A 23447-nucleotide genomic window follows, 5' to 3' on the forward strand; every position below is an offset into this window, starting at 1 on the left:
AAGCGGGATCCATATTAGTTTTTATAGGGATCAGCTGCGTCTCGAAGACCATCTCCAAAGAAGTTAAAGGCCAGAATGATAACAATGACCGGGACTACAGGCAGCATCAACCAAGGATAAATAGCAACGACGTTGATATTTTGGGCTTCGTTCAGCAGAACTCCCCAGCTGGTAATTGGTGGTCTTAAACCCAGACCCAGAAAGCTCAAGGCCGTTTCACCCAGAATCATCGCCGGGATTGACAAAGTGGCTGAAGCAATAAGGTGGCTAAAAAAGCCAGGGAGTAAGTGGCGGCCAATTATTCTTGAGGGGCGGGCTCCCATTAATTGTGCGGCGCTGCAATAGTCTTCTTCTCTTAGAGCAAGAAGTTTCGATCTTACGGCTCTGGCCAGACCTGTCCAGTCTAGCAAGGCCAGAATGATAGTAATGCCAAAGAATACCCAGATAGGACTCCATGTCACTGGTAGCACCGCAGATAAGGCCATCCATAAAGGTAGCTCTGGAAAGGAGCGAATGACTTCAGTTATACGCTGGACGGTGGCATCAACCCAGCCTCCATAATAGCCCGCTAAGCCACCGATAACGATGCCGAGAAGAAAACTGAGACTGATACCTACCAGTCCGATGACCATGGATATCCGTGCTCCATAGATAACTCTGGAGAACATGTCCCTTCCCAGGCGGTCGGTGCCAAATAAAAAGAAATTGGCGTTGTCCGGCGCGCAGATTAGATGCAGGTCAGCGTCCCATTGGCCCCAGAATTTATAGGGGTCTCCGTGGCAGAAAAACTCCAGGGGATAAACTTTGCTGGTATCTTCCTGATATACCCTGAGCAACTTTTCCATATTGAGCTCATAACCCCAGCCATAGACGAAAGGACCTATAAACTCTCCTTCGTGAAAAAAGTGCACGGGCTGGGGAGGGGAATAAATAAAATCAGTATGTCTTGTCGGTAATGCATAGGGCGCCATAAATTCACTGATCAGTATAGAGGCGTACATGGCCGCAAGCAGAATGCCGCAAACCAGCGCCAGGCGGTGTCGTTTAAAACGTAACCACATTAACTTCCACTGAGAGGCCAGGTAATACTTTTCCTGCTCAGGTGTTAGATGCTCAATACTATGGGGATCAAAGGGTTTTCTGGAAACATAGTGCTCGTTCAGGTCATCATTATTATTCGTTCCATCAGGGTTTCCGGTTCCTTGAATGGTGCTCATCGGCTCGTCCCTCCCTGCAAACGGATTCTCGGATCAAGCAGCGCCAGAGCAAGATCAGATACTAATACACCGACTACTGTCAGAATGGCCAGGAACATTAGAAATGAGCCAGCCAGATACATATCCTGACTCTGTAATGCACTGATGAGAATAGGGCCTGTTGTGGGTAGAGACAGCACTACTGCGACAATTTCTGCTCCAGATATGATGCTCGGCAGCATGTTTCCTATATCTGAAATAAAGAAATTCAGAGCAACTCTCAGTGGGTATTTTACCAGTAACTTAAACGGTGGAACTCCTTTTGCTCTGGCGGTAACCACGTAGGGTTTGTGCAATTCATCAAGCAGATTAGCCCGTAATCGGCGAATCATTGCAGCAGTGCCGGAAGTGCCTATCACCACGATGGGTATCCACAGGTGCTCAAGCACAGACTCAAGCTTTTCCCAGCTCCAGGGTGCATCTATATACTTAGGGTCCATCAATCCACCGATAGAGGTGCCAAAGTAGACGTTGGCAAAATAAAGCATCACAAGTGCCAGTAGAAAGTTGGGTGTAGCTAAGCCAAGAAACCCTACGAGAGTAAGCCCGTAATCTCCCCAGCTATATTGATGAGTGGCGGAATACATACCTATAGGAAACGCAATCAACCAGGTAAAGATGATGGTAAAGATTGAAATGATGGTGGTCAGGAACAACCTGTCTCCAACGACGTCTGTGACAGGAAGTCCATATTCAAACGAGTAGCCAAAGTCTCCATGAAGCATTCCGGTGGCCCAGGTGAAATACTGGACCATAAAGGGTTCATCCAGCCCGTATTGCTCTCGGAGAATCATTATTTGATGGGGGTCTACGGATTCTCCCTGGCTCTCGAGTTCGGCAATATAACTTTCCAGATAATCGCCTGGAGGCAGTTGGATAATTACAAATATGATAAAGCTAATAATGATCAGCGTAGGAATCATCAACATAAAACGGTGGAGAATATAACGAGCCATTAGCGTTCCCCTTGTGATGTTGTTTCGCGCGTATCCATAAACTCAGGGCGTACTTTCTTAGTTATTATTCTGATGACCAGATCTGTTATTTCATTTTGGGCACCGTATGCCAGCGATTCCATTTCCATAAGCGATGCTCGTAACGAGCTGATACCAGGATACTGAGTCATGAGGCCTGAATCTCTTGCTGACGGCTGACACTGACTCGAACCAGGTGATCGGGCTCGACCTCCTGTAACTGAGAAGGGGTGTCGTCACTAAGGCAATAGGGGGCTGGCCAGTAATCAGGAACATTGTGGCGGCCTTCACTGAGTAGTTCGAAATCCAGCGGACGGTCCAGATCAGGATAAGGGACTGCGGCTAACAACGCTTTAGTATACGGGTGCTGAGGATTTCTAAAGAGCTGTTCACGATGCCCTATTTCAACCAGTTGCCCGCGACACATGACACCAATGCGATTGGCTATATAGTCCACAACGGCCAAATTGTGGGAGATAAACAGATAGGTTAAGCCCAGCTCTTTTTGCAGGTCTTTTAATAAGTTAAGAATTTGAGCTTGTACAGAAACATCCAGTGCTGACACCGGCTCGTCAAATATCAGTAGCTGTGGGTCCAGGGCTAAGGCTCTTGCGATACTTATTCGCTGTCGTTGGCCGCCGGAAAAACTGTGGGGATAACGATTAAGATATCGAGGGTCCATCCCTACGAGTCCCATCAACTCTTTGGCGCGTTTGAGTTGTGCGGCCCGATCACCGAAATTGTGGATGACCATGGGTTCCAGCAGCGTGTTCAGAACGGTCATTCGAGGGTTAAGAGCGCTGTAGGGATCCTGGAAAACAATTCTCATTTTAGGTCGAAAGGCACGTAGTTCCTCATCATTCAGTTTGAGCAGATCTACCATTCGTCCTCGATCGTTGTAAATTATTTTACCCTTATCTGGACGTATGGCTCGCATCAGCATTTTGCTCAGTGTTGTCTTGCCGCAGCCACTTTCTCCCACCAGACCGAAACATTCACCGCACTCAATTTCAAGATTAAAGTCACTCACAGCCGTTAATTGTTCTTCAGGCTTCTTTCCAAACAGGCTACGGCTGCGGTTAGTAAACTTCTTACTCAGGTTGCTGACTTGAAGGTGGGGACCAGCCTTGCGTTGTTCTTCGGTCCAGGGGGTACAGTGATGGTGAAAGTGTTCAATATTGTGTTGAATCTCCCGAATAGGAGTTAGACGTTCACCTTCATGCATGTCAAAGTGGGGCACTGCGCTAAAGAGGGCCTTTAAATATGGATGCTGTGGATCTTTGAAAAGTTTTTTTGCAGGCCCTCTTTCCATCACTTCACCGTGATACATGACTACGACGTCATCAGCCATATTTGCAACCACACCCAGATCATGGGTGATCAGTAAGACGGCCATGCCCAGTTCTTTCTGTAGTGATTTGATCAGCTGCAAGATTTGCGCTTGAACAGTCACATCCAGTGCTGTCGTTGGCTCATCGGCAATCAGTAACGAAGGATGGCATATCAAAGCCATAGCGATCATGGCGCGTTGCCGAAGTCCTCCCGAAAGTTCAAATGGATATTGTTTGATTGCTTGTTTGGGATGGGGGAAGCCTACCAGGCGCAACATATCGATAGTGGCGTTCTTAGCTTCATTCTTGTCCACGTTGCGATGCAATAACATCGCCTCGCTTATCTGGTCACCGATGCTGTGCATGGGTGATAACGAAACCATTGGTTCCTGAAAAATAATCGATATTTGATTGCCTCGGATATCCTGCATTTGAGGGCTTCTTGGATGCAGCTTCGCGATATTAACGGTTTGATCCGTGTCTGTATCAGTAAATAATATTTCGCCGGCAGTCACCTCTGCGGTGTTGGGAAGAATTCCAAGAATTGCCTGGGAGGTCACGGTTTTACCCGACCCTGACTCGCCAACTATCGCAAGGGTTTTACCCGGCATTAACGCGAAGGAGACATCCTTCAGAGCCGGAACACGGGATCCATGGAGGTGAAAGTCCACGGCCAACTGCTTTACTTCGAGTAAAGGGCGGATTGGTCCATCTCCTATTCCTGATCGGTATCTATTTATGCTGCATTTATCAAAAGTAAGCGATACAGCCAAATATGCAAGCACAAATCTCTGAATGGTTTGAAATTATTCAGTTTTTTGTGGTCACAACTTGATGTTAATTTAGACTACGATACCTATTTGAAAACCACTACCGTGCTAATAATCGCGTGATTTCACCCTGCTTGTGGCTTTATAGTTGTTGTTATTCAGTGCTGTCGTAAGTGGATGACCTCAAAGGTTCCCTACTGACAGCCATTGCACCTACAATACAGTAGGAAGCGTATAAGGAAAACCAATGAAGAGAGTAACAACCTTTTCTGTGGAAAATATTGACTGGAGCGGGTCTGTGAAACGAATAATTTCTGCTGTTCACTTTTTTTTCTTGTTGATGATCTTCTCTTCTTCGGCCTGGTCTGCAGAGGGGAGAAGTATCGAAGACTTCTATGGGGAGTTTGTCGGCCATGTTGTAACTAATAATGATGGCAAAGAAATCGATAGAGATTTGAGTGTTTCCATAAGACCTGCAAAGCAGGACGGGCGTTTTATGGTGAAATGGGCAACGGTGATTCGAAAAACCAACGGTAAGCTTAAACGTAAGGTTTATAACATCAAATTTGCTCGAACTCATCGTCCGAATATTTACTCCTCTGCCATGAAAACCAATGTTTTTGGCGGTGCTGTAGCATTAGATCCGTTGAAGGGGGATCCTTTCGTCTGGGCTCGAATAAAGGGTGATACCTTGACTGTACATGCCTTAATCATCAGTGATGATGGAGGCTATGAGATGCAGATTTATGACCGGACACTCAATGAAGAAGGATTGATGTTGAATTACGTGCTGAAAGATCGTGGTAATTACGTTAAAAAAATAACGACTCAGTTGGTAAGAGTCGCTGACTGATGCTGTTTCAGCAAATATCTTTTACCCGTCTGCTGACTTATGGTTTTGGCATAATCTTCATGTTGGGGCTTAGTGCTGTCCTTTATCTGGGAGTGGTTGGTGCGGAACGGAATACCCAGCAACTGCTATCGGAGATGGTCGAATCTACGATGGCAACCGTATCGAGTGAAATTAAAGAACACATGGATCCGGTTGAATCTCAGATGTGGTATTTACAGAAATATCTGAGTGATAGGGCCTTTGATATGGAAGATCACGGAGCTCTTAACCTTCTTCTGAATGGTGCATTGGCATCAACCCCACAGGTTCTCGGTTTAGATTTTTTCCATATCGACAATGGACTGACCCATGCCAGTCGTAGCGGCCAGGATTTTGATACCAAACAGGTGCATCACACGGCTAAGATAAAGAAATACCTGAAAAACCCACCTACGGGCTTGGTACGGCTGCCTCCCGCCTGGAATGGTCGCTTGGGTCATACAATTATTCCGGTCATTATTCCGATATATCAGGGAGAACATTTCAAAGGGGTACTTGCCGCTGTAATAAGCCTCGAAGCGATCTCTCAGTTTTTTAAAAACTTATCAGATCAAGTTGGATTTCAGGTCTTTGCCTTGAGTGGTGAAGATCGAGTGCTGGCACACCCTGATTTGGTAAACCAAAGCAGAGTGTCCATGAGTGCAGATAACCCGATGCCACAGTTAGCTGACATGAAGAGCCGAGCAATGGTTGAGTTCTGGAACCCTAAGCGCAGGCCTGTTAAATGGCTGGAGTTAAAGGGGATCGAAGGGCATCGCTTAAGGATTGAAGGTACTGACTACATTTATTTTTATCAGCAGATACCCTCTCCACAGCGACAGCCTTTAACTGTTGGCATATATCTTGAGCAGGAAGAGATGCCTGAGTGGGTTAAAAGGCTGGTCATCACTGCGGCGATGGGAGTTGTTCTTATTCTGATTCTATTGGTTGTTGTTGCTTGGGTCAGTCGTCGAATCGGAGCGAGCGTACAGCGAATCGTAATTGGATTTGATGCGATAAGCCATCAGGAGTTAGACAACATACCGCCACTGCCTGGCAGTCGTGTGGCTGAATTTGATAAAGTGGCTGAAGCCTATAACCGTATGCTGACCGAGATGAAACAGCACCAAACAGTGCAAAAACTGTTTGGCCAATATGTTCCTGAAGAAATAGCTCAAAAGTTGGTTCAGCAAAAAGGAAGTCTCGAGCCGCAGCAGGCGACTGCAACCATCCTGTTTTGTGATCTGGAGGCCTTTACCGCTCTGTCTGAAAAGCTTCACCCTCCTCAGATCGTAACACTGCTCAATAGCTTTTTTTCTGACGTGGTAGAAATGATTGAAGCGGAAGGAGGGGTTATAACGCAGTTTCAGGGGGATGCAGTCCTGGCTATTTTTAATGTCCCTTCAACCCAGATTGATCATGCTGACAGAGCTTACCGAGCGGCGCTGAATATTCAGCAACTGGTCTCATCAAAAATCTATGATGGCCAACGGTTACAGTGCCGAATAGGTATCAATACCGGAGATGTTATTGCTGGGAGTGTTGGAGCTAAGGATCGCCTGAACTATACCGTTCATGGTGATGCTGTTAATTTGGCGGCAAGATTAGAGGCCTTGAACAAAAACTATAATACAAGGATCCTGTTATCTGATTCCACCGTCGATTTGCTGAGGGATCCTGAGCATCAGGAAAAGATGGTTTCAATTGGTGAAGTGCAGGTTCGAGGACGGCATCGTTCAGTGGCGCTCTATACTCCTCAAACGATTTCCTACTTGAAGGAGAGGGCAGAATAAACTCTTCTGCTGTGACTTTAAAAACTGATTTGAATCCCCTGATGCTGAACACTAAGCTATATCTGCAGGCGATAGATTAGCCTGCAGATGTTTAACAGTATTGCTGCTGTAGGATTTTCAGTAGAAGCCTAAAGGGACTCTAGCAGGCTTTCCAGCTTCAATTGATCAATAGTGAAGTTACGGATACCTTCGGCTAGCTTCTCTGTTGCCATCGCATCTTCGTTCATTAACCAGCGGAACTTGCCTTCATCCAGATCCAGCTTAGGTGTCGAGCTTGAGGGTTGGTTTGGATCCAGTTTCCGAATCAGTTTTCCGTCAGTGTTACTGAGTTCGTCTAACAGCCCGGGGCTGATGGTTAGTCGGTCGCAACCTGCTAACTGAATAATTTCGCCGCTATTTCTGAAGCTGGCACCCATGACGATAGTTTTATATCCATGAGTTTTATAGTAGTTGTAGATACCGGTAACTGATACGACGCCGGGGTCTTCATCGGCCTCATAGCTGTCACGGCCCGTTTTAGCTTTGTACCAATCGAGGATTCGACCAACAAAAGGTGAAATCAGATAAATATTGGCTTGAGCACAGGCAACGGCTTGAGGAAATCCGAACAATAATGTCAGATTACATTGGATGCCTTCCGTTTCCAGTTGCTTGGCCGCTTGAATGCCTTCCCAGGTAGATGCAATTTTTATCAGTATGCGGTCAGTTGAGATCCCTGCATCATTATAGAGTTTAACGATACGACGGGCGCGATCAATGGTGGCTTTGGTATCAAATGACAATCGGGAATCGACTTCAGTAGAAACTCTGCCGGGGATAATTTTGAGTATCTCCAAGCCAAAGTTAACAGCAAGCTTATCTGCCATCCAGCCGATATGATCTGGATCCTGCCCCTGAACATCGTCAGCCCAGGCTTTAGCATCCTGGAGCAGGTGGGCGTATTCTGGGAGCTGGGCTGCTTTAAGCAACAAGGATGGATTAGTCGTAGCGTCTTGTGGTTCATATTGCTTAATGGCAGAAAATTCTCCTGTATCGGCCACTACAGTTGTGATTTCTTTAAGCTGTTCTAAGAGATTTGTCATGCCTTATACTCACCTGTATCCACATGTAGGGGGCAAAAAGGCCCCGTTTTTATTGTAAGCAGTTCTGTGTGTTCTTTGTATGAACGGTTGCTGCGTCCTGATTATTTCGTTTTGTTGTTAGCTGACTAGCCTAGGCTGCGTCGGGTTCTGGATCAAGCAACAAAGGCTCCTGTACCATCGATACAGCCTCTCTAAGGACCTCGACCCCAGCTCCCTGCTTAAAGGCATTTTCGCTAATATGGCGGCGAAACTTTCGCGCACCAGGCATGCCTTGATAAAGGCAGATAATATGGCGTGCGATCCAGCCTAACTGGGCTCCTTGCGATAGCTGTCCATCCACATAGTCATAAATTCCATCCATGATCTGGCTGCGCAGAAGAGGTTCGCCAGAATCGAGTCCATAGACTTCCTTATCTACCCGGGCAAGCATAAAGGGGTTCTGATAGGCTTCGCGACCCACCATCACTCCATCTACTTTGCCAAGGTGGGCTTTCACATCGTCGAAGGTTTTAATACCTCCATTGATAATCAGTTCAAGTTCCGGAAAGTCGCTTTTTAGTTGGTATACCCGATCATAAATCAGTGGTGGTATGTCTCGATTCTCCTTGGGACTTAACCCCTTTAAAATCGCTTTGCGAGCGTGAACAATAAAGGTATCGCAACCTGCACCGGCAACAGTATCGACAAACTTGTGCAGTAACTCATAGCTGTCCAGATCATCAATACCGATACGATGTTTAACGGTCACAGGGATTTTGGTTACCTTGCGCATACTCGTGACACAGTCTGCAACCAAATCGGGTTCTGACATCAGACAGGCACCGAATCGACCATTTTGAACACGATCACTGGGACAGCCGACATTCAGGTTTATTTCATCGTAGCCGTAATCCTCAGCCATCTGAGCGCATTCCGCCAAAGCTTTAGGATCACTGCCTCCCAGCTGTAAAGCAACAGGGTGTTCGACGTTGTTATATTGAAGGAAGCGATCCCGCTCACCATGGATTAAAGCGCCGGTAGTTACCATTTCCGTATAAAGAACAGACTGGCTACTCATCAGACGATGAAAATAACGGCAGTGCTTGTCGGTCCAGTCCAGCATCGGCGCAACGCAGAAGCGTCTGTCTAGCGCAGGCTGCGTGTTATCTGTGTTGGTGGTTGTTTTTACTGCATTTTCTAACATTCTGTTTGTAACCAATTCTTGCCTGTTTCAGCCCGTTTTTTTTAATCTTGGTGTCCCGTAAGTGTCCCGAACTTCTTTGCGGGACACCACTAAGGCGAACACTATGGCAACCATTGAGAAAAGGGCTTGGCCGACCGGTAATGTGACCTATCGTGCGAAAATAAGAATAAAACGGAAAGGGAAGATTATACACCAAGAAAGCCGATCATTTGGTAAAAAAAATTGGCTGAAGACTGGGCCGTTCGGCGCGAAGCAATATTACAAGACCCTAGGGAACTTGAAAAGGTCCAGCATCAAGGTATCACTGTAGGACAAGTGCTTCAGTGGTACAAAGATGATATGTCCCATCTTCGATCAATGGGGCGTAGCAAGAATGCCGACATCAATAAACTGATTAAATCAGATTTGTCAGACCTTGATGCCATTGAGTTGACCAATGGACAGATTCTGAATCATTTAATGGAGCGACTTAAGACAGTAAAACCGCAGACCGCAAATAATGATTTAGCCTGGTTACGGGTTGCCTTTAAATCTGCTCGTGTCACAAAGGGTTGGCCAGTGGCTGTTGGTGCCGTTGAAGACGCGGTGATCGCTGCTCAATCTGAGCGGCTGGTTGCTCGATCAGCAATCAGGGATCGCAGGCCGTCAACGGAAGAACTTGAAGCGCTGGATCTCTATTTTGGTCGACGTGATGGCAGAGCGGCAATTCCTATGCGGGATATCATGTGGTTTGCTGTTCACTCGGCGCGGAGACAATCCGAAATTACTCGGCTGGAGTGGACCAATAATAAGAAAGAAAAAACGGGTATGGTCCGGGACCTGAAACACCCGCGAGAGAAGCTGGGTAACCATCATCGATTTGCATACACCGAAGTGGCATGGGAAATTGTCCAACGGCAGCTACAGACCTCTGAATTCATTCTTCCCTGCAATGCAAGGTCGGTAAGTGCAGCCTTTACACGAGCATGTAAAATGCTGGAAATAGAGGATTTGTGTTTTCATGACCTACGACATGAAGCCACGAGTCGATTGTTTGAAGTCGGGTACAGTATCCAGGAAGTGCAGCTGTTTACACTGCATGAAGATTGGACGGTGTTACAACGTTATACACATCTTCGCCCTGGAAGAAGTGCAGAGGCGTTAGTGTTTTAGATGCTACAGCTAATATAACACTCCTTCTTTATCTATTGCAGCGCCGGTCGAGATAAGGTGCTGAATATCCAAATTATTGACATTTATGCTGTTTTTTTGTTAAATCCACGGCTTAGATTGATGGAACGATTCTATCTTAAAATTGCATGGAGGCGATCATGTCTACCCCTGTTCGATACTCAACATTTATCTGTCCTGATCAACTAGCAGATCAATTGATTCAATTCACCGACCATGGTTACCGACCGGCTACCCATACGGATATACAGAAGCTGGAATGACGCCAGTTTTTGGTTCAAACCGCACGTAAAACCTCAACTAGTTTGATTTACATTTATTACCGGGAATGACTCCAGATCTCGAATAGGCTTAGATACTTCCTGATTCCCAAGGCGACGACATCTTGGGAATTCAGCACATCTTGATCCGCTAACAGCAGGTCAACTTATAGTCCAAGGATGAAGAACACCGATGTTATCAATTGATGACCCAAAGTTGTGGGTTAAAGCAACCAACCCTTACACCGTTCACTGTGATGGTTCTTTGAAGTTTATGATTCTGCCTATTACAGCAAAGATGAATGCTATTGTTCGCACAAAAGAAGAGCACTTTTCGACTACGGTCGAATCTGCCTACGATAAATCTCATTTTGTTTGTGCTATTAACGCTATGCAGTATTCGCTTTCTGCCATCGGTTATGCAGATGTTAGCGTGGGAAATGATGCCGTACCTGCGCATCATACGGAAGCAGATGGTTATGTTTATCAGAATGGAAAAGTGTCTGCCCAGTCCCTCCGGGCTGTAAGCCAACAGGAGCGGTTTCTGATGAGCAAAAAGCTGTAATGACGCAAAGAAACAACTCCACGTACGCAGATCAGCAGAAAAGACCTTTACCTACGGGAAAGGCTATTATCGCTGCGAACAGTCAGGCCGGTAAGCTGATGGTCATTGTTCAACCGAACGGAGTGGCTGGCCTAAGTTTTGATACGATTAAGTCCAAACTAATCAAGCAAGGCTGCGAAAACGCGATTTTCCTAGATGGATCTGACTCTGTAATGCTCTTTGCTAATGGCTTCTTTCATGTGCGACAAGGGGCTAATAAAAATGAGTCGAATACTATGGGTATTTCATTTTCCCTCTAAAAGGACTGCTTGAATGAAAATTCTGTTGATTGTTGTCTATACAGTGTTGATGTGTGGTGTTCTTTACGTGTCATCAGATCCATTTTATGTGGCTCATGGTAGCGAGGCAGGAATACCGATCTTCACCGCATCGGTTAACTTTAAGGGAGCGACCGCTTTTTTATCAGTACTTATGTTTTGCTTCGCGCTGTACAAAAAAAGTTGGAAGTACTTGTTGAGCATGCTTGGTTGCTCCATTTTGTTAACAGGGTTGGCGAGTCATACAGTAGTTCTTAACCATAAACGTGCTGTATTAGAAGATCAGTGGTTCTTATATCCATTTCATCGCCTTAACTACAATATTGCTGATGGCATAGGTTTAGACTGGCGTATTGAGAGTGTTCTCTTTGGCTTTCAAATAACTGCTAAAACTAGTGATGAATCTGTTTACTTGTTTACAGGTCCAGCACCATGGAAAACGCCCTTTAATGAATTGTTAGAAAGAAACTAAGGCAGACGGAATCGACACAGCGAAAAGCGGTGTTTGACGTAGTGGCTGTATTCACCTGACTTATAACCTCATAAAGGAATCAGGGCTAAGAAAATGCCAGATACATCTGACAGGGGATTACCCACAATGCTTCAAGTGCTGCATTTGAGTGTTTTGGTTACTGGCGCTCTACTGATAGCTTGTGGAATCTATATCAACTATATAACTCTTTCTGAGGCATACGGTGCAGGCCCTCCGTACTATGGTCAGACGGCTAATATGGATAAGTGGTCTGATCCCATACCATTTTTGGCGGTTTTGGACATAGCAGCTACCGCTGTTTTATCTGTTTTGGGGGGGATCTATTTGCGGTTGAAAAAGAGCGTGTGGAAATCGTGAATTCGTTAGGTATAAAAGGCAAAGAGTTAGCCCCAACTACTATTCCTAGCTGGCGCTCGAAACCAGAGGGTCAGATCCCTATTGCAATCGTGATTGGCGGAAAATATGGATATTCAAGAGTATTACCATAAGGCTAAAGCGTTTCAACGAAAGCTTGAGAGGTTAGGTTTCAAATCAGATGCAAAGAGTGTTGAAATAGCACTTGATAAGGAATTTGAAGGTGAAGAACCACCGTCAGTTTGGATTCCATTAGTGCAGGAGTCGTTACGATTTATTTATGAGAACAATAGAGCAGAGAGTTATACCTTGGAACTGTTTGATCTGATCGATTCAGGTGAGAAAATGCAAGCTGGAATCAAGAGAAAAACTCAATGGTTAAAAGTGTTCGTTGTAATCATGGTTGGGTTAATAGTATTTGGGTTTATCGAGCGAACAATCATATTACAAACCCATCAATAGAAGAAAATGATTCAGATCTCATTGAATTCAAAAATGCCATCAAGAAATATCGTCCACTTTGAAAGTATGCAAATCACTATAGATGGTAACCCAGATCCGTGGATAATCTGAAATGGTCATACGAATGGTTCAAATTCATCTAGGCCCTACAGACGCCGAAGGGTGCGCTGCATTCTGTGTCCGCTTTAGCCAAGTGATTTTGAACTCAAGCAGCCAAAGGGTCAGACCCTTTTTGAATTTCCTTAGTGTTCTTCGAGGGATTGAAACTTGGGTAGGATCGTAGCAGTCGCAACAATTCTAGCTTTCATTTCACTACTTTTCATTTGCTACCAACCGAAAGTCCCTGGATGGTGAGCTTCACGTATACTCGTACACTATGATGCAGCTATGAACACCAGGCTCAGCAAGCGCCTATTGAGTGAAAAAGAGATAAATCTATCTAGTCGCTATCTGATTTTATTCGGTCCCGATACAGCAGAAGCAACTATCATCGGGTGTCTATTGGCGTTGGTGGTGATGGTTGTTTTTTGGCAGACCTACTTTCTGCCGGTAAAGTGGTTCTACGAAGGAGTAATGTAAAAAGTGGTATTTTCTACCAGTGCTCATTCTGAAACCAAAAGGTCAAACCTCATTGAGTTCCCTTAGGCGGCATAAATGATCTCGGCGTATATTTTCAAGGTCGCATCCGTTATTGCCCTTTCTATCAGTGGTGCGGCGTACTACCGCATGACTAACAAAGAAACAGCTACGGGCTTTAGAAAAATTGGCGCCTGGTTTATCTGTTTTGGGCTTATCCTCGTTGGGGCAGATATTGTACTGATTCTTTTATCTGCTGATTCAGAACACATGAGCGCTTACCTTTCTCTACATCGTGACATCTCTGATCCTGGCTTTGGTGGTAGGCTAATCTTTATTGGCTATGCATTTTCTCTTACCGGCCTATGGCTTATTTTACTAAGCCTCTTTAAAGGAAAGTGTTCATGAACTATTCAAAAATTGGTCCATTGCGCCGAACAATCAGGTCAAAGACCGTCGCTACGCGGCTAGGACCTATGGCGTGTACAAAGCCAAACGGCCAGACCCCAGCGTCATAGGGGCAGACCCCAATGCCCTTATACACAAGTAAATCAGTCTAGTTGAATATAAAATGCGTGACTTTAATTTAGGCGGTAACCGCAGGAGATACGATGAGAAAACGAGTATTGAGCCTAGTAGGGTTAAGTTGGATCATATTGCTCTCTGGATGTTTCATCGATCCTAATGAAAAGGCAAATGAATTATATGTCACTGCGTCACAGTACTCCCAAAAAATGCAGTCAGAAGCAGCAAGCTATTCGAGAACACTAGAAGTCTATAGGAGCGCCCAGAATGGCAGCGATTAAAACCTACCGTGTAAAAGTCCAGATTGAAGATCGAAATTGATCTGGAGAAAAGACAATTATTGCTGTGGGGGATGAAGTCAAACTCAGTACGGCCCAGGCAATAGAACTGGGTAAGGATAAACCTGCCACTAAATCTACACCTGCAGCTGATCCTGTTAAAACATCAACAGACTTGAACGACGAACAGGAACATGTCAGATACATCGGACAGTGGATTACCCATGGAGCCTCAAGTGTTTGTTTGATTGTAATGGCCATTGGTGCTCTCGTTCCGTCAGAATGGAAGTTCATTATGGATCAGAGTATGTACAGGATAACGCCATATTTTTTTTATTGGATAACTAGCGGTTTGCTATTTTTGTACTATACCTACATGCAACATACAGTGTAACACTAAGCTCCAGAGTTCAATGTTATTTAATTTCTAAGTAGATTTTCTCTAAGTTTAGAGTGAAAGATAGGGCTGGATTAACAATGTTTTAATGCACTTAAGGATGTGTCGTGCATTTCTAATACTGGATAACGAAAATATGTGTTGTCCCGCAGAAAGGAGGCTGTAAATGTCTAAAAATATTCTAATTTTCTGAAATTTTTACGTATAAGTTTGTTGGCTATCTTGGATAGGAAGTACACTTGTGTGCAATATAAAAAATATCAGAGATGACAGCTGATTGGTACGAAATAAATTGAGTTGTATATCCTCGTTGGTGGATAGGTAATAGTATTGAAACATTTGCGAGTTACGGGAAGGCGAATTTCCTATATGGGTTAAATTTTTGGATTTCTTTCTAGAAAAAAGGAGAACAAAGCCCAAGGGTGTTTCAGTACACAGGAATTCAACACTTTTCTGATTTGGAGTTTCCGACGTAGTCTGTGCACAACAACTTGCAATACGAAATTTTGCCAGCATACAGCACAAGCGTGATACTCCATATTTTCATTTTCTTATAAAGGAAAATCGTATGTCTGAAATTATTGTTATGTTTAAGTCTGGAAATGGCCAGAATATTAATAGTTATGCCAAGCATCGACTTAACTTTTTTATTGACACTGACATGTCTGAAAATTTAGAAGTTTTTCTTAACGATAATTCTTCTAAATCTTCCCCGCTGCACGTGGCTTCCATAGAAGAGTTGTCTTCTGATTCCTGCGCAGCTCAATTCATTGATCCCCACCTGAACTCTAATATTATTTCGGAAATCAATCAGTCATTTCCACTGTTGGATAGTGAATATCAAATTCAATTGTTCACCACTTATCTCACTGAAGAGTGGGAAGGGTTACGCTCAGGAACGATGGTTCTTAGACAAACCACCAATATGGCCACTGTTGATTTTGTCGTGTCAAACTCGAAAGACGCAGACGCTGCTCCCGTTGAAACTCAAAATCTAGCAGCCAACGATTTACCCAATTTAGAAGGGGCGGCCAGTACTTTGGCCAAAGGACTGGTGAAGATGTTGCCTCCGCCCGCGGATATTATTGGCGCAACCATGCTTGCGGCATTCTGGCCTTCTCAAAGTCAATCTGGTGCACAATGGATGCAGATTTATAAGGCTTTGGAGGAAGTACTTCGGAGTGGGTTGGCAGAGCATGATATCAAGGTGGCTTCCGAAAAAGTGGATGGTTTTGTTTTATTCTTGAATACAGAGTATATGGTCAAAAAGAATTCGGGGCGAGCTTCAAAAGACGAATTAATGGAGCTTCTTAGTCCTTATGCCAAAGACTTTTACACTGACATCATCAATATTTTAAAGTTCACCGAACCGGATAAGGTTGATGTTGGGATTTCGGCACTCCTCAATTTTATGACTGCAGCTTGTATGCAAATAGCATTGAATCAAGAGCGAGCGTTGATTGATTCTAAAGTGAGAGATCCCGCTAAATCGGACTATGCCAAGATTGTAGAGACCTTAATCGATGATTATATACCGTACGCCCGAAATAGTGCTCGAGAATTGAAAGAGAGGCGTTTGGCAAAAATTGGTGAAGTTCAGAGAAAATGTGACGTTATTATGGATCGAAGTGTTTGCAAAAGTTGGTTTAAAGATGAAGCTGATGGAACTCAGGAAACAGGCGCTAATAATGCCGCTATAAAGAAAAAACGTGAGGAGCACTACAATCGAATTGAAAAGGATCTGGATGTTTTGTTGAGTAAAGAGGTGTATGGGCCAATTGAGAACTGGGAAAAGCTAAAAGGTAATCCAGTGCCACAGGGCTGATTCGTTAAACCAAAAGTATTTTCCATAATAGGCCACGACTGTCCAATGTATACTATTAGTCCTGTTGCTTAATCGTATGTCAAGTATTGTTAATTCAGGTCAGACTTATAGATATAGTGAAATTGAATTTTTAAGATTTAATTAGATAGGTTCTTAGGGTCTTCTGCCTGTTGTGGAACTCAACAAGAGGACGATATTTTTAAAATATAAATTATTATCTATAAAAATTAAATATTCAATTTGTTGACGTCTGGGTTAAATAATTAGGGTATACAGAAGTCTTGTTTAATTTAAACTCGCCCTGAATATAATTCTTTGAAAAGAAGGATCAGTAGAGCCCACAAAACAGAGTTTTTGATCGGAAGCTTTATGGCCTGTTTTATCTCAGTAGATAAATGTTCTGCAGAGTGGTTTCGAACAGGTTTAAGTGGGATATCATTCACAACAGAGAGGTAGTGAATGAAATGTCAGAAGTACATCGAAGAACCCATTATCTGAAACCCCGGGGGTAATTGACCTAGTCGTGGGACAAGGTCTCTCCTGTGGGGAAGTTGGCGGGAGATTACGAGGCGAACGTGTCCTGGCGGATTATAGAATCCCGTAAAGATAAGGCTGAGATGATAACGCAGAGTACAGGCTTCAGGGAGATGGCTGTAGTGATAGACTTGTTCTCCCTGCATGTACTTAGGCATTTTATTCTCCCTTTAGGAAGGGCTGTTTGAATGAAGTACCTTGATGAGTATGCTTGCTCAATTTTGTTGGCAGGATTAGCGAGCCACTCTGTAAATCTGTTCTATACTTCAACAATTGAGATCACTATAGGGTCTCGATATCGTTGTAACGTTTTTGAACCAGGAATTACATTATGGATAATGTTACTAGGATCAAAACTGATAGTAGTCCCGCCTCATCGACCCCCGATTTGCGAGTACTTGCCGGAATATCCGGAGGCTTTTTGCTGATTGAAGTATTGATTATTCAAGCACCTGTCATCGGTCTTGCCGTAGCGGTCGGTATTATTGCGTGGCTATCCTGTCTGGTGCTCTATAAGCGTTGACTGAGGTTCAGTCGGAGACTCCAGCCATTGATTCAGGAAATCACGTAGGCGCTCAACATCAGCCCTGGATATGTCGATGGCGACGGTTGCGCCAAAGCCTGTCGAAGAGTCGCCGCACAGGTCATCATTGTTGGATACAGTGATATGCCTGGCTCCGCTTATAGCAACAATTTGACAGCCTTGAGCATCACTTCCAGCTTCATAGAATAGCCGATCGTTTGTCTCTGTATCAGTCATAGAGTTGATCCTGTCCGTATTGTGTAACGTTGTTGGTATTTAAGCGCTGAAGTTACTGGTTTGGTTGTTATCAGGGGAAAAGTCTCCAGTCAGGCTGTCATGGTATCGTAACTCAGTGATAAAACCATGTTAACTGTTTAGAGAATTCCGGGAACAGGTGTGCCCCCTTGCTTGCGTATGTTTATGTTGCGACCCTGTTTGGGATTTACCCTGAAGGAAATTTTCCTTAGGGGGTTGCATCAATCTTAATCCCTGAGTAATATTCGCGCCCCAGCTGATTGAAAGCGCACCCGGTCATCGTTTAATGTTACTGAGTGAGTGCCAAATTGGTTTGGGATACGAGGATATGTAACTGGTATCGGGGTATAGCGCAGTCTGGTAGCGCGCCTGCTTTGGGAGCAGGATGTCGGGAGTTCGAATCTCTCTACCCCGACCATCTTTACCCAGTATCGAGCATTAAATGCTTGAATACCGGTATTCTCGGAATGACGTATTGCGGACGTGGTGGAATTGGTAGACACGCCAGATTTAGGTTCTGGTGCCGAAAGGTGTGAGAGTTCGAGTCTCTCCGTCCGCACCATTTTATGTTGCCGGCATAGCTCAGTTGGTAGAGCAACTGACTTGTAATCAGTAGGTCCCGAGTTCGACTCTTGGTGCCGGCACCATTTTATTTGGATACCCCATCTGTTTCCTGGCGGATGTTTTGGTTTACTCGAAACTGTCTTCTGATCCTGCTTACTTTTTTGTTATCCCTACTTGTTTTATGATCCAGATAACTGGGTTGCCAGCGTTTAGTTATTATGCAAACAGCGCGAGCCCAATGAATAGTGATCACTGCTAGTCATCAGGCTACCTGATCAAGAGTTAAAACTAGCTGCAAGCGCCGTTTATTTCAGCCTGCTTTCTCATGCGCGTAATTCCATCTACAAACTGATGCAGTGTATTGGACAGTACTCCCTGACCGATAATCACTTCAATTAGCTGGAATTTATCGGTGTTCTCAACAGCCATGTCGAGGGCTGCTTTCAACTCCTGTCGGGTCGTTACCTGGTGTCCGTCGCCTCCCAGATCATTAGCAATATTGGCGTAGTTCAGAACAGGTAGGTCATTGAATTTTGATTCCGGCTGGAAAGTTCTAAGCAACTCCCAGCTGCTGTTGTTCAGTACGACCACGATTGGATTCCAGCCATATCGAGGCGCATTCAGCAGCTCCCAGCCTGTCATTTGGAACGCACCATCCCCAACTAAAACAATGGGTCGACGTCCTGTTGCTGCTTGCATACCAAACCCTGCCGGTACGCCAAATCCCATCGTTGCGTAGAATCCAGGGGCAACAAGATCGGTATATTCGATGTCCAACGTGGTGAAAAAGCAGTCTCCCATATCGGCAGCGATAGGCATGGGGCCCTGGTTGCTGAATAAGTCATTAATTGCAGTGGCGATATCAGTCGGCGTTACCGGAGTCTGATCTGCAATCAAGCCTGTGGGATATTTAGAGGGAGTTGGTATTAGTCGGACTTCTGGTTCTATAGCATGGGCTCTTTGATGTAATTGTTTGACCAGTTGCTCCAGAGGGATCTCAGGGTAGAGGTGATAACCCATTGATACCTGGCCATCTGATGCCAGGATGACTTTGCGGAAATCAAACTTCTTTTCTGATACGCCAAAGTTACCATCTGTCAGGGTTACTCCAAGCAAAATAGGAGCATCAGAATTTTCCACAAGCTGTGTTAAGTCTGGATCACCGGCAACTCCCAGATAAGTGCCCAGCATGTTGACATCCTTATCAGATAGAAGGCCTCTTCCCATAAGGGTCGTTACGACTGGAATCCCCAGTCTTTTGGCCAGCTCTGCTGTTTGCTCTTCAATACCAAAACGGCGAATTTCAACACCGACGACAAGTACCGGAGAATGAGATCCTTCAATTTGTTGCATAATTTCATCAACACAGGCATCCAGTGCTTTTTCATTTAAAGAGAGGCTGGGTGTTATGTTTTTAGTGACAGGTTCACAGGAGTGGAACACCATATCTCTGGGGATTTCAATATAAACGGGGCGGGATTGGCGGACACAGTTTTCCAATACTCGAGCTATTTCTGCAGGCGCAGTTTGTACGTCATTTAAAATAACCTGGTCACAGGTGACTTCTTTATACACTTCCAGCTGAGAGTTAAGGCTTTTTGCCTGATGATGTACCAGCAACCCAGTATTTTTATCTCCTTCACCAGGGCCGCCTGAAATAACAATAACCGGCGATTTTTCGGCATAGGCGGCAGCAATTGGATTAACCATGTTGAATCCGCCTGCGCCGTATGTGACTGCTGCCACAGAGGGTTTTCCGTGGCAGCGAGCTGCCCCATCTGCTGCATAACCTACCGTGGGCTCATGGCTGAATGTATAGAGCGGTAGAATTCCAGACTCTTCTGCTACCTTAAAAAATGGCAGCGCAAAGTCACCTGGAATGCCAAAAATTTCGCTGACGCCATGATCTTTTAATGCTTGCAGCAATACTTCTGCTAAATTCATGCTTCACCTGTGAGCAGACTATATGAGAAAAATATGGATAGTAAGCATACTTATAAAGTGGTATTAAAAAAATTATTAAAATTCTAATAAGATGATCTAAAAATAAGATGGTTTTATGTTGAGGTTTGGCTACTTTTAGCGAGTTCAGTGTTGGGCTGAGATAGGGAAGGTGGTGAATTTTTGGAACAGCCTGCCAAACGAGGCTTTTACAGATTTAACGATAGATTCAACGCTGTAAATGACTTTTTAAATTTTGCTGTCTTGTGAATCGTTGCCGGTACTGACCAGGTGTTAATCCAGTGATTTTTTGGAACATTTTTCGAAAAGCACTACTGTCCGCGTACCCTACTTCCCAACCAATGCGCTCAAAACTCAACTGTTTGGTTTCAATCAGTTCGCGGGCCTTTTGGATTCGAAAGTTTTGTAAGTATTCTCCGGGGTTGTAACCTGTAGATTTAATAAAGTTCCGGTAAAAACTGCGTTCAACTCTATGGCTAAGGATTGCCAGATTTTTTACACTGATTGTTTCTTTGTAGTGGCGATGAATATAGTGCTGGGCTTTTAATATCGTTTGATCACCATGATCGAGTGGAGGCTGAAAATTTCTGTAGAACTTTTGTTCGCGGCGGCCTGTATCTATCAGGAGAAATTTTCCTAATTCTATTGCAACTGTTGGTCGGCTAAATCGCTCCACCAGATGAATACCTAAATCGAGCCATGCCATGACACCACCGGCCGTGATCAAATCCTGTTCATCTATAAGGATCTGATCGGCATCTAGTTTTATGGTTGGGTATCTTTCCCTGAATTTTTCAGCCAGACCCCAATGTGTTGTTACCGTTCGTCCGTCAACGACTCCTGCTGCTGCAAGGATGAATGCGCCTGCACAGACTGAGCATACGATTGTTCCTTGTTTATGAAGGTCTTGGATCCATTTGATTAGCTCCTGACTGGGTGATTCATAGTAATTGTCTTCAATACTCGGTAAGACAATCAGAGCCTGAATATTCTGTGTAGATTTGTCTTGTGGTATTCCATCCTGCTTTGATCTGTTTGGTGCTGGTCTGTGATGGTCATTCTGATCTGTTGCCGATATAACTCTTCCGGTTGTTTCTTCAATCTCAAAATGTCTGATCTGGAACTTGGGGAGTTCCATTTCTCTAAAGCGCCCACAGATGCGATTGCTGGCATTAAACAGCTCAGCTAATCCGTGGACAGATGAAGTTAACACGCCTGGATAACTCAGTACGGCGATGGTCACTATTGGTGGAGTTTTCATATGTCATTATTTGCACTAATTGTGTCATTGCTGACATTAATATCAAATGATGAAGACTCATACAATAGACTTCTAATTGAGTTTCTACACGGGTTACTTTGTTCTTGGTCAGTACCAAGAACAAATGAGCTTGTTCGGAAATTTGCTAATAGCACCGAGTAGAGGTTAAAAACATGAGCGTTGATTATGTTCAAAAAACAGCACTTGTATTAGTTGACTTACAAAACGACTATTTTCCTGGTGGGCGCTGGACTTTAGAGGGAGTCGATCAAGCTACAGCTCAAGCCAAAAAATTACTGGAAGTGTTTCGGGCTCATCAACTTCCGATCATTCATATTCAGCATATTAATTCAGCTGCTGAGGCTCCTTTTTTTGTTGAGGGAACGGCAGGAGCTGATATTCACCCCAAAGTGTCTCCAGAGTATAGCGAAGAGGTTGTTATCAAGAATCAGGTGAATAGCTTCCAAGGCACTGATCTTAATCGACTACTGAAAGATAAAGGGATCGAAAGTATAGTTATTTGTGGGGCGATGAGTCACATGTGTATAGATGCTATTACGCGGGCTGGTAAGGATTTTGGTTATCACTGCACGGTGATCCACGATGGCTGTGCAACACTGGGAATGGAGTTTAATGGTATCTCCGTACCAGCGGAGCATGTGCATGCTGCGTTTATGGCCGCTCTGGAATTTGGTTATGCTGATGTATTCTCAACTGATTTTTTTCTGTCTCGACTAATGACTGCTTCTCCGTCTCAAGTGCAATCGAAAGTCGCTGAAAACTAAGATTGAAAATGATAGAAAGCGAAGATAGAAGGTGGCAAAAAGCTAAACAGCGAGGTTAATTATTTACTCCTTGATTGAAAATTCCAGACTAGAATAAAACCAAAGTTAAGTTAAGAAATAGTAGCAGGGCTATAGGCGCTATAACCCTGCTGTGGGGTGTTTTTGTTTGTGATTTTAGCCCTGCAGAAGCTTGATGATGGGAGGTAACGCACCGTGGCTGTCCAGATTGACGCATCTGCCGCTGAAAAAATTCTTAAAGGGATTAAAATCCCACCACAGCCTCAGATTATGGTCGATATCGAAATGGAAATGGTTATGCCTGATTTTGATATTGGTGAAATATCAAAACTGGTGGCCAAAGATGTTGGATTATCCGGATCGATTCTGAAGACGGTTAATTCTTCATTTTTTGGCTTAAAGAAGAAAGTAACCTCTATTCACCAGGCTATCAGCCTGCTGGGCGTTGATAGTCTCACCAGTATTATCAATGCTATTTCCATTCGTGGTGCCATGAGCAATGCGGATATAGTGGCGCTGAATAGTTTTTGGGATAACTCGATGGATATTGCCGCGGCTTGTGCGTATATCGCCAAGCAAACAATTTCCACACCATCAGGGGAGGCCTATACGCTAGGGCTCTTCCACAACAGTGCTATTCCGCTAATGATGCAGCGCTATGATAATTATCAGGATGTAATGGAGAGTTCTTATCAGTGCTCTGAAGCTGCGATCAATAGCAAAGAGGTCGATCAGTTGGGGACGGATCACTGTTCCATAGGTTTTTTTGTAGCCAGTGCCTGGAAACTGCCAAAATACATTGGTGAAGCGATTGCTCAGCATCATGATTGTGAGGAGGTCTTTGGTACTGGTAACTGTCCCCAGACTCAACTGAGAGATTTGTTAGCCGTACTTAAAATTGCTGAGCATCTTTGTAAAGCCCATCGGGTGTTGGGTAACTGTGAATCAGACTATGAGTTTGAGCGTCTTAAGACCCCGGTGCTAACCTACTTGGGGTTAACCCAGATAGATTTGGAGAATCTGGCAGATGATCTGTTAGATCTGGGTACAGGTTAGCGACAGG

General features: G+C 44.4%; 24 protein-coding genes and 3 tRNA genes. 18 read left to right on the forward strand and 9 right to left on the reverse strand.

Translation table 11 applies throughout. From position 1 onward, the window contains the following. Positions 1-14: 14 nt before the first annotated feature. The 4 genes from BGP75_RS00245 to BGP75_RS00255 are packed head-to-tail and all read right to left on the reverse strand — an operon-like array spanning position 15 to position 4232. A complete protein-coding gene (locus BGP75_RS00245; protein ID WP_083704539.1) occupies positions 15-1217 on the reverse strand; it encodes an ABC transporter permease in 1203 nt (400 codons plus the stop codon). Beyond that, positions 1214-2212 (reverse strand): ABC transporter permease, encoded by a 999-nt coding sequence (locus tag BGP75_RS00250; RefSeq protein ID WP_076713859.1) that lies wholly within the window; start codon positions 2210-2212, stop codon positions 1214-1216. Before BGP75_RS00250 ends, BGP75_RS00245 begins: the two co-directional genes overlap by 4 nt. Then, complete coding sequence (locus BGP75_RS26950; RefSeq protein WP_158070042.1) at positions 2212-2382, reverse strand: hypothetical protein; 171 nt, start codon at positions 2380-2382, stop codon at positions 2212-2214. The genes BGP75_RS00250 and BGP75_RS26950 overlap by 1 nt, the downstream gene beginning before the upstream one ends. Continuing rightward, complete coding sequence (locus BGP75_RS00255; RefSeq protein WP_233152804.1) at positions 2379-4232, reverse strand: ABC transporter ATP-binding protein; 1854 nt, start codon at positions 4230-4232, stop codon at positions 2379-2381. Before BGP75_RS00255 ends, BGP75_RS26950 begins: the two co-directional genes overlap by 4 nt. A 346-nt stretch (positions 4233-4578) precedes the next feature. On the opposite strand from BGP75_RS00255, the gene BGP75_RS00260 reads away from it, so the two are divergent. Both BGP75_RS00260 and BGP75_RS00265 read left to right on the forward strand, forming a co-directional pair. Continuing rightward, positions 4579-5184, forward strand: coding sequence for a hypothetical protein (locus BGP75_RS00260; RefSeq protein ID WP_083704541.1), 606 nt, complete (start codon positions 4579-4581; stop codon positions 5182-5184). Continuing rightward, complete coding sequence (locus tag BGP75_RS00265; RefSeq protein WP_076713861.1) at positions 5184-6995, forward strand: adenylate/guanylate cyclase domain-containing protein; 1812 nt, start codon at positions 5184-5186, stop codon at positions 6993-6995. Before BGP75_RS00260 ends, BGP75_RS00265 begins: the two co-directional genes overlap by 1 nt. Before the next feature lie 128 nt (positions 6996-7123). Here BGP75_RS00265 and tal read toward each other — a convergent pair whose 3' ends face one another. Both tal and dusA read right to left on the reverse strand, forming a co-directional pair. Further along, positions 7124-8077, reverse strand: coding sequence for a transaldolase (tal, locus tag BGP75_RS00270; protein ID WP_076713863.1), 954 nt, complete (start codon positions 8075-8077; stop codon positions 7124-7126). 130 nt (positions 8078-8207) lie between these two features. Continuing rightward, positions 8208-9260, reverse strand: coding sequence for a tRNA dihydrouridine(20/20a) synthase DusA (dusA, locus tag BGP75_RS00275; protein ID WP_076713865.1), 1053 nt, complete (start codon positions 9258-9260; stop codon positions 8208-8210). 222 nt (positions 9261-9482) lie between these two features. Here dusA and BGP75_RS00280 point away from each other — a divergent pair, with 222 nt between their 5' ends. The 11 genes from BGP75_RS00280 to BGP75_RS00340 all read left to right on the forward strand — a co-directional run bounded on the left by BGP75_RS00280 (position 9483) and on the right by BGP75_RS00340 (position 17539). After that, entirely contained in the window at positions 9483-10412 is a 930-nt protein-coding gene (locus BGP75_RS00280; RefSeq protein WP_143820937.1) for a tyrosine-type recombinase/integrase, read from the forward strand. Positions 10413-10570: 158 nt separating this feature from the next. Next, positions 10571-10693, forward strand: coding sequence for a hypothetical protein (locus BGP75_RS27555; RefSeq protein ID WP_255395913.1), 123 nt, complete (start codon positions 10571-10573; stop codon positions 10691-10693). 190 nt (positions 10694-10883) lie between these two features. Next, a complete protein-coding gene (locus BGP75_RS00285; protein WP_076713867.1) occupies positions 10884-11255 on the forward strand; it encodes a hypothetical protein in 372 nt (123 codons plus the stop codon). After that, complete coding sequence (locus BGP75_RS00290; RefSeq protein ID WP_076713870.1) at positions 11255-11554, forward strand: phosphodiester glycosidase family protein; 300 nt, start codon at positions 11255-11257, stop codon at positions 11552-11554. The genes BGP75_RS00285 and BGP75_RS00290 overlap by 1 nt, the downstream gene beginning before the upstream one ends. A 13-nt stretch (positions 11555-11567) precedes the next feature. Then, positions 11568-12044 carry a hypothetical protein gene (locus BGP75_RS00295; RefSeq protein ID WP_076713873.1) on the forward strand — a complete coding sequence of 159 codons (477 nt, stop codon included), beginning with the start codon at positions 11568-11570 and terminating at the stop codon, positions 12042-12044. Positions 12045-12137: 93 nt separating this feature from the next. After that, a complete protein-coding gene (locus BGP75_RS00300; protein WP_198939243.1) occupies positions 12138-12422 on the forward strand; it encodes a hypothetical protein in 285 nt (94 codons plus the stop codon). 105 nt (positions 12423-12527) lie between these two features. After that, positions 12528-12881, forward strand: coding sequence for a hypothetical protein (locus tag BGP75_RS00305; RefSeq protein WP_076713879.1), 354 nt, complete (start codon positions 12528-12530; stop codon positions 12879-12881). A gap of 387 nt (positions 12882-13268) precedes the next feature. Next, positions 13269-13460, forward strand: a complete 192-nt coding sequence (locus BGP75_RS00310; RefSeq protein ID WP_076713881.1) for a hypothetical protein — start codon at positions 13269-13271, stop codon at positions 13458-13460. 75 nt (positions 13461-13535) lie between these two features. Continuing rightward, the gene (locus BGP75_RS00315; RefSeq protein ID WP_076713883.1) at positions 13536-13865 is read left to right on the forward strand and encodes a hypothetical protein; all 330 of its coding nucleotides are present in this window, start codon (positions 13536-13538) and stop codon (positions 13863-13865) included. Between the two features lie 1360 nt (positions 13866-15225). Next, positions 15226-16482 carry a hypothetical protein gene (locus tag BGP75_RS00330; RefSeq protein WP_076713890.1) on the forward strand — a complete coding sequence of 419 codons (1257 nt, stop codon included), beginning with the start codon at positions 15226-15228 and terminating at the stop codon, positions 16480-16482. Positions 16483-17347: 865 nt separating this feature from the next. After that, a complete protein-coding gene (locus BGP75_RS00340; RefSeq protein ID WP_076713894.1) occupies positions 17348-17539 on the forward strand; it encodes a hypothetical protein in 192 nt (63 codons plus the stop codon). On the opposite strand, the gene BGP75_RS00345 is transcribed toward BGP75_RS00340, so the two are convergent. Then, positions 17510-17776, reverse strand: a complete 267-nt coding sequence (locus tag BGP75_RS00345) for a hypothetical protein (protein ID WP_076713896.1) — start codon at positions 17774-17776, stop codon at positions 17510-17512. The two genes, BGP75_RS00340 and BGP75_RS00345, sit on opposite strands and share 30 nt — an antisense overlap. Before the next feature lie 359 nt (positions 17777-18135). Between BGP75_RS00345 and BGP75_RS00350 the strand changes: the two genes are divergently transcribed. The 3 genes from BGP75_RS00350 to BGP75_RS00360 all read left to right on the forward strand — a co-directional run bounded on the left by BGP75_RS00350 (position 18136) and on the right by BGP75_RS00360 (position 18441). Further along, positions 18136-18212: transfer RNA gene (locus BGP75_RS00350), tRNA-Pro, on the forward strand. A gap of 59 nt (positions 18213-18271) precedes the next feature. Then, positions 18272-18356: transfer RNA gene (locus BGP75_RS00355), tRNA-Leu, on the forward strand. 9 nt (positions 18357-18365) lie between these two features. After that, positions 18366-18441 (forward strand) — tRNA-Thr (locus tag BGP75_RS00360). Between the two features lie 205 nt (positions 18442-18646). Here BGP75_RS00360 and ipdC read toward each other — a convergent pair. Both ipdC and BGP75_RS00370 read right to left on the reverse strand, forming a co-directional pair. Then, positions 18647-20302: an indolepyruvate/phenylpyruvate decarboxylase gene (gene ipdC, locus BGP75_RS00365; protein ID WP_076713898.1), complete on the reverse strand. Its 1656-nt coding sequence runs from the start codon at positions 20300-20302 to the stop codon at positions 18647-18649. A 226-nt stretch (positions 20303-20528) separates the two neighbouring features. Then, the gene (locus tag BGP75_RS00370; RefSeq protein WP_076713900.1) at positions 20529-21581 is read right to left on the reverse strand and encodes a GlxA family transcriptional regulator; all 1053 of its coding nucleotides are present in this window, start codon (positions 21579-21581) and stop codon (positions 20529-20531) included. A 173-nt stretch (positions 21582-21754) separates the two neighbouring features. Between BGP75_RS00370 and BGP75_RS00375 the strand changes: the two genes are divergently transcribed. Further along, a complete protein-coding gene (locus tag BGP75_RS00375; protein WP_076713902.1) occupies positions 21755-22366 on the forward strand; it encodes a cysteine hydrolase family protein in 612 nt (203 codons plus the stop codon). 213 nt (positions 22367-22579) lie between these two features. Next, entirely contained in the window at positions 22580-23440 is an 861-nt protein-coding gene (locus BGP75_RS00380; RefSeq protein ID WP_076713905.1) for an HDOD domain-containing protein, read from the forward strand. Positions 23441-23447 lie beyond the last annotated feature (7 nt).

This window comes from Motiliproteus sp. MSK22-1 (assembly GCF_001968815.1).
GTDB lineage: Bacteria > Pseudomonadota > Gammaproteobacteria > Pseudomonadales > Balneatricaceae > Motiliproteus.